The organism is Wenzhouxiangella sediminis (assembly GCF_003410055.1).
Classification (GTDB): domain Bacteria; phylum Pseudomonadota; class Gammaproteobacteria; order Xanthomonadales; family Wenzhouxiangellaceae; genus Wenzhouxiangella; species Wenzhouxiangella sediminis.
The window spans coordinates 41,009-53,301 of record NZ_QUZK01000044.1 but is presented as its reverse complement, the minus strand read 5'-3'; the positions used below and the strand labels follow the sequence as shown (position 1 = coordinate 53,301).

Annotated in this window: 9 protein-coding genes; 4 read left to right on the top strand and 5 right to left on the bottom strand. The window is 66.9% G+C overall.

The window, feature by feature from the left end; translation table 11 throughout:
• Positions 1-189: 189 nt before the first annotated feature.
• Positions 190-1,218, top strand: a complete 1,029-nt coding sequence (locus DZC52_RS12130) for an NAD(P)/FAD-dependent oxidoreductase (protein ID WP_116651414.1) — start codon at positions 190-192, stop codon at positions 1,216-1,218.
• Positions 1,219-1,449: 231 nt separating this feature from the next.
• Here the strand turns inward: DZC52_RS12130 and DZC52_RS12125 are convergent, their stop codons facing one another.
• Together DZC52_RS12125 and DZC52_RS12120 are read right to left on the bottom strand one after the other, a co-directional pair.
• Entirely contained in the window at positions 1,450-2,013 is a 564-nt protein-coding gene (locus tag DZC52_RS12125; protein WP_116651413.1) for a YceI family protein, read from the bottom strand.
• On the bottom strand, positions 1,998-2,558 hold the full coding sequence (locus DZC52_RS12120) for a cytochrome b (RefSeq protein ID WP_181918931.1): 561 nt from the start codon (positions 2,556-2,558) through the stop codon (positions 1,998-2,000). The genes DZC52_RS12125 and DZC52_RS12120 overlap by 16 nt, the downstream gene beginning before the upstream one ends.
• Before the next feature lie 44 nt (positions 2,559-2,602).
• On the opposite strand from DZC52_RS12120, the gene DZC52_RS12115 reads away from it, so the two are divergent.
• Positions 2,603-3,310, top strand: a complete 708-nt coding sequence (locus tag DZC52_RS12115; protein ID WP_116651411.1) for a YceI family protein — start codon at positions 2,603-2,605, stop codon at positions 3,308-3,310.
• 22 nt (positions 3,311-3,332) lie between these two features.
• Here DZC52_RS12115 and DZC52_RS12110 read toward each other — a convergent pair whose 3' ends face one another.
• Positions 3,333-5,090 carry a sialidase family protein gene (locus DZC52_RS12110; RefSeq protein WP_116651410.1) on the bottom strand — a complete coding sequence of 586 codons (1,758 nt, stop codon included), beginning with the start codon at positions 5,088-5,090 and terminating at the stop codon, positions 3,333-3,335.
• Positions 5,091-5,267: 177 nt separating this feature from the next.
• On the opposite strand from DZC52_RS12110, the gene DZC52_RS12105 reads away from it, so the two are divergent.
• Positions 5,268-6,917, top strand: a complete 1,650-nt coding sequence (locus DZC52_RS12105; protein ID WP_147307689.1) for a hypothetical protein — start codon at positions 5,268-5,270, stop codon at positions 6,915-6,917.
• 37 nt (positions 6,918-6,954) lie between these two features.
• On the opposite strand, the gene dapA is transcribed toward DZC52_RS12105, so the two are convergent.
• Positions 6,955-7,851: a 4-hydroxy-tetrahydrodipicolinate synthase gene (gene dapA / locus DZC52_RS12100; RefSeq protein ID WP_116651408.1), complete on the bottom strand. Its 897-nt coding sequence runs from the start codon at positions 7,849-7,851 to the stop codon at positions 6,955-6,957.
• A gap of 120 nt (positions 7,852-7,971) precedes the next feature.
• The gene (locus DZC52_RS12095) at positions 7,972-10,854 is read right to left on the bottom strand and encodes a M14 family zinc carboxypeptidase (protein WP_181918930.1); all 2,883 of its coding nucleotides are present in this window, start codon (positions 10,852-10,854) and stop codon (positions 7,972-7,974) included.
• A gap of 183 nt (positions 10,855-11,037) precedes the next feature.
• Here DZC52_RS12095 and DZC52_RS12090 point away from each other — a divergent pair, with 183 nt between their 5' ends.
• A complete protein-coding gene (locus DZC52_RS12090; RefSeq protein ID WP_220338362.1) occupies positions 11,038-12,282 on the top strand; it encodes an aminotransferase class I/II-fold pyridoxal phosphate-dependent enzyme in 1,245 nt (414 codons plus the stop codon).
• Positions 12,283-12,293 lie beyond the last annotated feature (11 nt).

Below are 12,293 nucleotides of genomic sequence, written 5' to 3'. Positions count from 1 at the left end.
TTCGGGGTTCGGGGTTCGGGGTTCGGGGTTCGGGGTTCGGGGTTCGGGGTTCGGGGTTCGGGGCACAGGATACCGGAACCCGGAACCCCTGAAACCTGAAACCTGAAACCTGCAACCTGAAACCTCCCCCACCACGGTTATCATAGGACCCTGAACCCAGAATCCACCGCAACACCCCCGGAGCCCCTCATGACAATCCAGACCGATGCGGTCATCGTCGGCGCAGGTCCCGTGGGCCTGTTCCAGGTTTTCGAACTCGGACTGCTTGGCCTGAAGGCCGAGCTGGTCGACAGCCTGCCGCAGGTGGGCGGCCAGTGCGCCGAACTCTATCCCGAAAAGCCCATCTACGACATTCCGGCCTGGCCGGTCATCGGCGCGCAGGAGCTGGTCGACAAGCTGATGCAGCAGATCAAGCCCTTCCACGCCGGCATTCATCTGGGCCAGCGTGTCGAGAAGTTCGAAAAGCGCGAGGACGGCCGTTTCACGGTCGTGACCTCCACGGGAACCGAGTTCGACGCCGGCGCGGTGATCATCGCCGCCGGCCTGGGGGCCTTCCAGGCCCGCAAGCTCAAGGCCAAGGGCATCGACGAGGTCACCAGCGACCAGATCCATTACAAGGTGACCAACCGGGAACAATTCCGCGGCAAGCGCCTGCTGATCCTCGGCGGCGGCGATTCGGCGCTGGACTGGACCATGGACCTGGCCGAGATCGCCGAGTCGGTCGAGTTGATCCACCGCCGCAACGAATACCGGGGCGCGGCCGCCTCGGTGGAGAAGGTGCGCGCGCTGGCCGCCGAGGGCAAGGTGCGTGAGCGCCAGGGCATCATCACCCAGGTGCACAGCGAGGACGGGCGTTTCACCGGCTTCGACCTGATGGACCTCGAGCGCAACAAGTCGAGCGTCGAGGGCGACGAAGTGCTGGTGTTCTGGGGCCTGTCGCCGGACCTGGGGCCGATCGCGGACTGGGGACTGGACCTGGAGAAGAAGCAGATCCCGGTCGACACCGAGAAATTCCAGACCTCGGTCGAGGGCGTGTTCGCCATCGGCGACGTCAACACGTATCCCGGCAAGAAGAAGTTCATCCTCTCGGGCTTCCACGAGGCCGCCCTGGCGGCCTTCGGCGTGCAGAAGTACGTCTACCCCGACGCGCGCCAGTTCGTGCAGTACACGACGACCTCGCCGATCATGCACAAGCGGCTCGGGGTGGCGGACGAATAAGACGGCAGCTTGCGTGCATGCGCCCGTAGCGACGCGTGTTCAGCGCTGATCGGTCGTCGGTCTCACGCCAAGGCGCAAAGGCGCCAAGGGCGCGAAGAAAGACAAAGATAGATAGAGAAGCAATGTCCGCGTCTTTATCTTGCTTGGCGAACTTTGCGCCTTTGCGCCTTGGCGTGAACCCGACGAGACTTCGGAAGCCACCTCATGGCGCTACGGCCGCCCCAGGCTGAACTACCCCTTCGAATAAGGCTGCAGCCGCAGTTCGAACTGCAGGTCCACCCGGTTGCGGATAAAGTCGGTATCCTCGAAGTCCTCGCCGATGCCGACATCCCAGTTCAGGCGCATGATCTCGGCGCTGCCGCTGAGCACCGGCGGATTGTCTCCGGAAATCTGTAGCCGCACCGGCTGATCGGCCTCGATGCCGCGCAGCTCGAGTTTGCCTTCCGCGACGAATGCCTCGCCGTCGGCGCGGATTTCGCCGCTCTCCCAGGTGGCCTCGGGATATTCCTCGACATGGAAGAAGTTCTCACCGAGCAGCTCGCTGTCGCGGTCTTCGTTGCCGGTGTCGGCCGAGGCGGTCTGGATGACGACCTCGATGCCCGCGGTCGCCAGGTCCCGCCCGTCCATGCAGATCGAGACGGTGAACTCACCGAACTCGCCGCTAAACCGGCTGCCCTCGGCCACGCCGGTGAACTCGATCCGGCCGTTTTCCTGGTCGGCCCGGAAGCAGTCGGCCAGAGCCAGGCCCGGCGCCATCAGCAGCGCCAGGGCCGCGAATTTCAGTTCTTTCGCCATATCGGCAGCATCCTCTTGAGTACGTCGTCCTTGATCCAGAAGTGGTGTCGCAGCGCGGCCAGCGCGTGACCGATGGCGACGAAGGCCAGGGCCGTGGTCAACCACTCGTGCAGTTCGTGAAACAGGTCCTCGAGATCCTCGCTTTTGGGTGCGATGCTCGGAAAGTCCACCGGACCCCACCAGTAGTCGCCGTAGCCGGCGGCCGAGGAGTACGCCCAGCCCGATAGCGGGATGACGAAGATCAGCCCGTACAGCATCCAGTGACCCGCGTGAGCCGCGATTTGTTCCCAGCGCGGCATGTGCGCGGGCAGCGGCGGCGGCCGGTTGAACAGGCGCCAGAGCAGGCGGAGCACCGCCAGCGACAGGATGGTCATGCCGATGGTCTTGTGCTGGGTGACCAGCTCGAGCCGATCGCGCAGCCCCTCGACCTCGTCGATCCGCCAGGCCCAGATATACTGGACGACGATCAGGGCCACGACCAGCCAGTGGAAGGTCTGGCTGACCAGGCCGTAGGCTCGTTCGGTGTTGCGAATGGGCAGACTCACGCACGCCCCTCCAGCGATTGCACTTCAGAGACTATAGCGCCGTCATGAAGAAACTGTCACCGGTCGCACGCCTCTTGCTCTTGCCCATGCTCCTGCTCGTCGGCTGCCAGTCCCTGCCGCCGGCACCCGACGGCGTCAGCCGCGCCACAGCCACGGATGCGTCGGCGACGCCCTGGCCTTCCGGCACCCGTTTCGTCGTGGACCGCGACCGATCGCGCCTGCGGCTGATCGTCCGCGCCGAGGGCCCGATGGCGCGCCTCGGTCACCCGCACGTGGTCGGCGGCAGCGTGATCGAGGGTGAAATCGTGCTGGCCGAACCCTTTCGCGACTCGGCGCTGCGACTGACAATCGACGCGGGCGCGCTGGCGGTCGACCGGCACGAATGGCGAGCGGCCGAGGGCTTCGAAGGGGCGGTCGATGCCGAGGCGATCGAGGGCACACGCCGCAACATGCTGTCGCCGGCGCTGCTGGATGCCGAAGCCCACCCGGAAATTCGCGTCGAATCGATCGCGATCACCGGGCCGCGCTGGCAGCCCGACATCCGCGCCCGGGTGAGCCTGGCCGGCGAGACGCGTGCGCTGACCGTGCCCGTGACGCTCGACATCCAGGAAGCGTCCCTGACCGCAGCGGGCCGCTTCGTCCTGCGCCAGACCGATTTCGGCCTGACGCCCTACTCGGCGGCCGGCGGGGCCCTGCGGGTCTCCGACGAGGTCCTGGTGCGCTTCAGCATCGAGGCGAAAGCCGTCGACTGAGTGCGCGAGACATCGTGCGCGATCAATTCGAAACAGGCATGGCCGCGAAGCGGCGGACCACGATCAGCAGCGTTGCGATCAGCATCAGCATGCTCCACGGCCCCAGAACGGGCACGGCCAGGGCCGGCACCTGACCACGCAGGCCGCACCGAAACCAGGTTTCGGAGCTCTCGCCGGGTTCTTGCTGCTTCCAGTTGGCACACACGATCTCGCCGGACGGCCAGGCCTGGATTCCGGTCTCCCATTCTTCCGCGATGCTGTCGGCGATGGGCACCGGGGCGGAGAAATTCTCTCCGCGATCGACGGTGATGGCGGCGAAGGCATCGTAGCGCTCGCTTTCGTGCTGCTCCACGAGATTCTCGCGCGTGTCCCAGGCCAGCAAATAGATGTTCTCGTTGCGCACATCGAGCGGATCGCCGCTCGGAATGGTCGGCGGCGTGGCCACGATGCGCGGCGCGAAGGCCATCCGGCCGAAGTCCGAGATGCCCGATACGTTCCGCGGGGCCGACCAGGTCTGGCCGCCATCGAAGGAGCGGCGGGTCAGCACGTTGTAAGTCGCCTGCTGGAGCGCCCGGTCGGCCTCGCTCGGCGTGTAGATGAACACCACCGCGGCGAAGCCGCCGTCGAGGATGCCCCGATGCCCGCGAATGCTGTCCTCGGGATCGAAACCGGTGGCCTCGTCGAGCGTGGCGCCGCTGAGATTGACCGCGTCGTCGAACTGACCGATGCCGTAGCCGCCCGTGGCCCGGCGCATCATGAAATCGGCCGGAGCACCCTCGTTGCCGATGCCTTGCCGCCACAGCACCATCGCCGTGGCGCCGTCGACGCCCGCATCGGCCGGGGACTGGGCCACCACCCGGACGCGCCGGGCGTTCTCGCCGGCATCCTGGTTGACGATGCTCCCGGCGCTGCCCGAGGGCGGACTCGAGAACGTGAATGCGTGCCAGATCACGTCCTTGCCGCCCCCGCCCGGTTTGGTTTCCTCGTAGGCCAGCAGGGCCGTGTTTCCGACCATCTGCAGGTTCGGGCGCGTGGCGCGGGGCTCTCCCGAAGCGGTGGAAACGTTGTCGGAGACTTCCACCGGCGCGGGAAAGGCCGTCGCGGACGAGAACGCGGCCTTGGTGAGTGCCGTGTAGTGGATGTCCGTTCCGGGATTGCCGCTGGCGCCCGAAGCCCCGTCGGCACCGCCCTGTGGAACGCCGGCGGGATCCTCCTGCCAGGCCAGGGCGAATCCGTCCGCACTGGCGGCCGGGAACTGGTTGATCGCATCACGTGAGCCGTCGGTGAGCTGCTCGGCCGACGACCAGGTACGGCCCGCATCGGTCGAGCGCGCCGCCCAGATGCAGGCGAACGCGGTCGGCACACCGTCCGGCGAATAGCTGCCCTGGTTTCCGCCGGGACAGTAGCGATCGTTCCAGACCAGCAGCACCTCGTCGCCGTCGGCTACGATCGCCGGCCGCCGTGAATTGCCGAAGCCGCCGACGACGTTGGTCTGACCGGCCGTGTTGGACACGTTGACCGGGGACGACCAGGTCGAGCCTTCATCGGTGGAGTAGCGGACGTAGACATCACGCCGCCCGTTCGGACCGTCGGCGTAGGCCACGACGTGCACCTTTTCGAAGGTCGCCTGGTCCACGACCAGAATGTCATCCGTGCCCGCCGTGCCGGTCGGCGTATCGGACACGTTGACCGCCGGGCCGAAATCGATGGTCGGCTGGGCGATGGCGGTCGTTCCAGTCGCCCACAGCAACAGCACTGCAACCCTGAGAATCGTCGGCATGAATACCCCTCCCCGTTCATGTCGGGCACTTGGACTTCACGAACAGCCTAGAGGCTCAAAGATGCAAGCAGATTGACTTAAGCCATTATCCTCGCCTTTTCAGTGCCCTAACGTACACACAATCGGCTCCTTCCAAAAGCCCGGAGCCCTTAACCGACCAACTCATGGGAGCCACCGATGCGAAGTCTTCTTTTTTCCCTGCTCATGCTGGCCGTCGCCTGGACGACGCCGGTCTTCGGAGCCGAACCGCTGGCCTGGCAGGTGATCGCCAACAACGGCGACGAAGCGCCTGGCGGCGCGCCCGGCGACCTGTTCAGAAGCTACAATCCGCCCGGCCTGAACACCCAGGGCGTCGTGGTCTTCCGCGCCCGAGCGGCCGTGCTGGGCAGCTCGCAGGCCGGCGGTGTCTACCAGCTCGACCTCAACGGCGTCGATCCGGTGATCAAACTCCTGTTCCGGGGCGACCCGGTGCCCTCGCCCAACAACCTGGGCGGCACCTACAACGAGTTCCCGTCGACGCCGCGCATCGATCCCAACGGCAGCCTGGTCGCCACCCGCGGCCAACACGATCCCGTCTGGGAGTATTCCGTCGGCGGCGACGAGGTCACGCGGGTGGGCACTTCCGGCATCTACGCCTTCCCCGGCGGCAACCCGACCACCGGAGCCAGCCTGCTCGGCGCCGCGGTCGAACCCGACCAGATCACGCTGACCTTTCCCTGGTTCTCGGTGCCGGAGACAGTCGCCGGCACTCGCTTCGACCAGTTTCCCGGCGCGCCCGCGGTCGACGGCGACTACATCATCTACAAGGGCAACTACACCGACCTCAACGACGGCCTCGGCCGAACCGGCATCTTCTTCCGCGACGTGGTCGGCGGGCCACCGACGCCGTATACCGGCATGATCGCGCGTTCAGGGCAGGAGATTCCGGGGCACCCGGGCATTGTCTTCGACGCCACAGCGCCACCCAGCGCCGCCAATGGTTCGGTCTACTTCACCGGCTGGGATTTCGAGGAAGACCCGACTTTCGGGGGTATCTACAAGGCGCCGATCGCCCACATGCCCACGCTCGAGACCGTCGTCGGCATCGGCGATCCGGTGCCCGGCATCCCCGGCGCCCAGTTCACCAACTTCGGCGAGGGGCTGTCGCTGAGCAGCGACGGCACGATGGTCGCCTTCTGGGGCACCTGGGGCAACAACACGTTCACCAAACTGCTCGAGTGCCCCGAGGATGGCAACCCCGCCCTGTTGGCGTACTGCAACGAACAGCATCCCGATGGACTGGAGGTCCAGATTCCTGTCAACCAGGGGATCTTCGTTCACGACACGAGCACCGACACCACGCACCTGATCTCGCGAACCGGCCGGGATGATATGGAGGACTTCCTGTTCTGGGTGTTCTCGGGACGGGTGCCCGGCACCGGGGGTGGAGAGGAAGAAGAGTCCGAAGAGTTCGCCCGCTGGCGCAGCAGCGCCTACGCCGCCCTGTCGACCGGGAACGGACCGCCTCGCGTGGCCTTCCAGGCCCAGCGCGACGGGCTCGCCGGCATCTACCTGCGTGAGCGTTTCACTTCTCCGGTAGCGCTCAAGACGATTGCCGAAGTGGCGACCACGCCGGGCCAGTTGCTCGATCCCGAAGCCCCGGCCGATTCCTACATCAGTTCGGTGGCGATCGAACGCGACGGCTTCCGCAACGGACGCATCGCGATCACCGCCAGCATGCTCTACATCGACCCGATCGATCCCGAAGAGACCGAAAGCTGGGCCGGGCTCTACACCGCCGAAGTGCCGGTCGACGGCATCTTCGCCGACCGGTTCGAACAACAGTAAGGGAGTGCGCCGGGGCGGTTCTCGCCGCCCCGGCCCGTCACTGAGCGATCAGACCCGCCTTGCGCAGGATCGCCGTGAGCCGTTCGTGGCTGGCATCGGTCAAGGGCGCCAGGGGACTGCGAACGCCGCCGACATCCAGTCCGCACAGCTTCATGGCCGCCTTGATCGGGACGGGGTTGGTTTCGATGAAGCTGGCCTTGAAAAGCGGCAGCAGCTCGAAGTGAATCCGGCGGGCGGTTTCGAAATCGCCGTCGGCGGCGGCTTCGACCATCGCCACCATCCGTTCGGGCACCAGGTTGGAAACCACCGAGATGACACCGTGGCCGCCGACGCTCATCAGCGGCAGGGTCAGCGCATCGTCGCCGGAAACCACCCAGAAGGGATCGTCCTGTCGGTGGCAGATGGAATCGATGACGTCGGTCATCTGGCCGATGTCGCCCGAGGCTTCCTTGACCGCGATGACGTTGGGAATCTTCGCGATCTCGGCCAGGGTGTCGGTCTCGACGTTGACCGCGGTGCGCCCCTTGATGTTGTAGACGATGATCGGCAGGTCGGTCGACTCCGCGATCTCGCGGAAGTAGCGAATGAGCCCGGCCTGCGAGGGCTTGTTGTAGTAGGGCGTGACCACCAGCGCGCCGTCGGCGCCGGCTTCCTGCGCCTCGCCGGTCGTCCGGATGGCCTGCTGGGTGTTGTTCGATCCCGTGCCGGCCCAGACCTGCACCCGGCCGGCCACTTTCTCGACCGTGTAGCGGATGACCGCGTCGTGCTCGGCGTTGAACATGGTCGGCGACTCGCCGGTAGTGCCCATCGGCACCACGCCCGCGACGCCGGCGGCGATCTGTTTTTCCAGGAGCTCGCCCAGCATGTCGAAATTGACTTCGCCCGACGCGTCGAAGGGCGTGACGAGGGCTGTGTAGACACCTTTTACCTGCACGATTTCGCTCCGTAGATGGTTTGATCCGATTGGGCCGCCCAGCTTAACGCCGGGCGGCGGTCCGTGTTTCTTTGGCACGTTCCGGGGCTTTCAGTTTCCCGCGATCGCGCCCGGGGCACCTCAGGGCAGTTCGACCGGGTGGTCCGCGCCCAGGCCCGGCCCGTAGATCAGCGCGTTCTCGAGGATGCGCATGGCGCCCAGTTGCGCCGCCCGGAAGGCCGGCTCGTGGGCGAACAGGATGACCTGGCCGCTGCCGACGCGCTCGCGCGTGACCCAGGCGCCGTTGGCGATGCGCTCACGCGCTTCCGGCCACAGCAAGCCGCCTGCCCGCACGCGCAACTCCTGGCCCTCCGGCACGGGGGCCCAGCCCACCAGGCGGGCCTCCGTTTCGGCCTCCGAGTACACGCCCAGGCGAAGCGGCGCCTCGACCGGCGGCTTGCTCATCAGCACCGGCGAGTCGGAAAACAGCAGCGTCAAGAAGTCGCCCGAACCGGCGGCGAGCCAGTGTTCGCGATCCGCTCGCGCGGCCACCAGCGCGCCCGAAGGCATGAACTGCCGCTGCCAGGCCTCGCGGCGCTTGCGTTCCTCGGCGTCGGGCAGCGATTCTCTGATGCCCTGCCAGGGATAGGCGACGCCGCTGTCGGCGGCGTGACCCCAGATTCCCGCCGGAAGCGGGTCGTTGGCCGCCAGCCACTCGCGGTGCAGGGCGTCCTGGTATTCGGAGAGGTCATCGCCGACAACCTGCTGCAGCGTGCGCACCGACACCAGCGGCTCGTCGCCGGCGGTGAGCGCCTCGGCCGAACTGCCCGAGGCGATCAGGGTACCGCCGCCCTTTACCCAGTCGCCGAGCGCCTCGACCAGGCCGGAAGGCAGGCTGCCGCCCCAGCGGTCGGGCAGGTAGAGCACGTTGTAGCGGCGCAGGTCGCTCCAGCCGGCGCGGTTTTCGTCGAGGTGGCTGTGGCGAATGCCCAGGCGATGATCGAGCAGGTACCACACCGAGCCGAAGTCGAGCATGTTGACCCGGCCCCGGGCGAGCAGCGCGACCTGCGGCTGCTCGAGCACCTGCCAATAGCCGCCGCCCAGGTCCGCCTTCTCGCCCGGTGCCCGGCCGTGCCCGACCGGCCGCACGCCCAGGCCGAGTTCGGCGGCCGCTTCGGCCACGCGCTCTTGCCAGTCGTCGATATTGCGGTTGTCGTCGCGGGTAATCGCGATCGAGCCCACCGGCAGTTCATGGCCGTCCAGCTCCGATTCGCGGGTGTTGGCGCGCACCGCCAGGCCGCGCTCGAGCAGCCTCGCGGCCAGGGCGACGGTGCGGTCGTCGTGGCCCGAAGCGACCAGGGCGATGGCGTCGCCGGCCGTCTCGGGCGCGGCGGTCACGCGCGCGGGCTCGATGGCCTCGAGGCCACGGTCGAGGTGCTCCGGCACGCTCATCGCATCCAGGCCGAACATCATCGGGATGTTCCAGGCGGTCGTGTCGTAGAGGGTACTGCGACCGTCCTTGAGCACCGACTCGCGCTCGGCCTCGAGGGCGGCCTCGCCGATCTGCGGGTCGAACTCGAACATGGCGGCGACCAGGCGCGCGGCCGGCTGGCGGTTGCGCACCACGAGGGTGCCGGCCGGCAGGGTCACGTCTCTTCGCTCGCGCCCCAGCACGTCGGTGGCGCGGGAAACGCGCAGGTCCTCGGTCAGGCGATGCGTCTCGATTTCCTGGATGGCGAGCAGTTCCAGCAGTTCGTTGAGCCGTCCCTGGTTCTCGCTGGGCGGGAAGACGAAGCTGCGCTCGCTGTAGGGCCCGTCGTCGGACACCAGATCGGCGCGATCGGCCGCGTAGTTCGACAACATGCGCTGGCGGTTCGCCTGCAGGGTTTCCAGGTTGGCCAGGGTCGATAGCACCTGGTGGTGCACCGACTGCTGGTAGCTGAGCAGGTGGGTGTCGCGCTGCACGCCGTCGTCGGCGATGCGCGCCTGCTCGTAGAGAATGCCCTGGGCGCCGCGCAGGGCCGCCCAGGCGTCGGAATAACCCGGGAACCAGTTCTCGTTCCACTCGCCCGAGTAGTACGGGTAGCCGAAGGCGTCGAAGGCCTGCGCCTGCTCGTCGGCGAAACGCTGCGCCATGTCCATCCGGTAGGGCGGCAGGTGCGGGTTGTAGGGCTTGCGCGGCGGCGAGAACAGGAAACTGTCCTGCGAGCCCATCTCGTGGATGTCGACGAACAACATCGGCTTCCAGTCGATGACGTGCGGGATGCGCCCGCGGGTTTCGGGCTGGCGCGCGTACATCCAGTCGCGGTTGAGGTCGAACAGGTAGTGGTTGCCGCGCCCGAATGGCCAGTAGCCGGTGTGCACCAGCGACTGGTCGTCGACGTTGGGCTGGGATCCGCGGGCCTGGTGGACGCCGTTGACGAAGCGCATCCGTCCGTCCGGATTCTGGTTGGGGTCGATGATCACCACCAGGTCGGAAAGCAGCGAACGCGTCTGCTCAGAGCGGTCAGCGGCCAGGTGGTAGAGCACGGCCAGGGAAGCGTCCGAGCCCGAACTCTCGTTACCGTGAATGGAATAGCCCAACCAGGCGACGGCGGGCAGCTCGTCGATCAATCGTTCGCGCTCACCCGCATCCGAATCGCGCGGGTCCCCAAGCGCGGCCATGCCGGACTGGATCTCGTCGCGCCGCGCCAAGTTGTCCGGCGTGGAAACCGCCAGGTAGACCAGCGGCCGCCCCTCGAAAGTCCGGCCGTACTCGACCAGCTCGACGCGATCGGACGCTTCGGCAACCCGGCGAGCGTATGCCACGATCTGCTCCGAGGTCGCGACCCGCTCGCCCACCTCGAAACCGAGCACCGACTCGGGCAGCGGAACGGCCGGATCATGGTCGGCCTCTTCGGGGAACAGCGATTGCGGATAGTCCAGCCCCGCCAACGGCGACGGGGTGGGCTCGGGATAGGGCGTGGCCATCTGCGCCAGCGCCACCGGCGCGAGCAAAACGGCCAGAAACAGGAATCGGGACATCAGTGGTGTTTCCTCGGAATCATTCGAAGACATCGAGCCGCCAAGACTAACGCATCTGCATCCACGGCCGACACAAGCGTTTCTTCTTTCATCTGTGTGCATCTGTGTTCATCTGTGGACGATTTTCTCTTTGCAGGCGGCAACGCATTTCTGAACGCTCGCCGAAACGGTATGATTGCGGGCATGAAACCGTCATTCCAGACCGCCGGCCGGCTCGAGGCGGTGCGCTACGAAATCCGCGGCGCCCTGGCCCGCCGCGCGCGCGAGCTCGAGCAGCAGGGCAACGACGTCCTGCACCTGAATATCGGCAACCCCGGCGCCTTCGGCTTTCGCACGCCCGAGACCATGCGCCGCGCGGTGATCCGCAACCTGCCCTTCTCCGAGGGCTACGGACCGCAGGCCGGCATCTTCCCGGCCCGCGAAGCGGTGGCCATGCAGTTCCAGGCGCGCGGGCTGACCGACACGCGCTACGACCAGGTGGTGGTCGGCAACGGTGTGTCCGAACTGGTCGATCTCACGCTTCGCTCACTGCTCGAACCGGAAGACGAGGTGCTGGTGCCCGCACCCGACTATCCGCTGTGGACCGCGGCGGTGGTGCTCAACGGCGGCAAGGCGGTGCACTACCAGTGCCGGGAGTCCGACGGGTTCCTGCCCGACGTCGCCCGCATCGAGGAGCAGATCACGTCGAAGACGCGCGCCATCGTGGTCATCAACCCCAATAACCCGACCGGCGCGGTCTATCCCGAGGAAACGCTGCAGGCGCTGGCCGACCTGGCCACCCGTCACGACCTGATCATCTTCTCCGACGAGATCTACGACAGCATCTGCTACGAGGATGCCCGCTTCGTGCCGATGGCCCCGCTCGCGCCGGAGACCCTTTGCGTGTCCTTCGGCGGCCTCTCGAAGGTCTACCGGGCCTGTGGCTGGCGCGTGGGCTGGGCGGTGTTCACCGGCGCGCTGGAACGGGCCGAGGACTACATGCTGGCGGTCGAGAAACTGGCCGCGCTCAGGCTGTCGGCCAACGTGCCGGGCCAGTGGGCCGTGCAGACGGCGCTGGGCGGTTACCAGTCCATCGCCGACCTGGTCGGCCGCGACGGTCGCCTGTTCGAATCGCGCCAGGCCGTCATCGAGGCCTGCGAGAGGAGCCGCTTCCTCGAACTGGTCAAGCCGATGGGCGCGATGTACGCCTTCCCCTCGGTGCGCACCGAAGTGTTCGGCGACTTCGACGACCACCGCTTCGCCGCCGAACTGCTCGAGCACAAGCACATCCTGATCGTGCCGGGATCGAGCTTCAACATTCCCGAACGCAACCACTTCCGGATCACCCTGCTGCCCGAAGCCGAGCAACTCACGGAGGCCTTCGAGCGCATCGACGACCTGCTCGAGGAACTCGCCGACGAGCCGCAGCGCATCCGGGCCGTCAAGTAACGGAAACATCG

Coding starts and splice junctions, on each gene's coding strand:
- DZC52_RS12115 (WP_116651411.1), top strand. CDS start 2,603: ATGAAGAAACTGTCACCGGTCGCACGCCTCTTGCTCTTGCCCATGCTC.
- DZC52_RS12105 (WP_147307689.1), top strand. CDS start 5,268: ATGCGAAGTCTTCTTTTTTCCCTGCTCATGCTGGCCGTCGCCTGGACG.
- DZC52_RS12095 (WP_181918930.1), bottom strand. CDS start 10,854: ATGTCCCGATTCCTGTTTCTGGCCGTTTTGCTCGCGCCGGTGGCGCTG.
- DZC52_RS12125 (WP_116651413.1), bottom strand. CDS start 2,013: ATGGCGAAAGAACTGAAATTCGCGGCCCTGGCGCTGCTGATGGCGCCG.
- DZC52_RS12110 (WP_116651410.1), bottom strand. CDS start 5,090: ATGCCGACGATTCTCAGGGTTGCAGTGCTGTTGCTGTGGGCGACTGGA.
- DZC52_RS12130 (WP_116651414.1), top strand. CDS start 190: ATGACAATCCAGACCGATGCGGTCATCGTCGGCGCAGGTCCCGTGGGC.
- DZC52_RS12090 (WP_220338362.1), top strand. CDS start 11,038: ATGAAACCGTCATTCCAGACCGCCGGCCGGCTCGAGGCGGTGCGCTAC.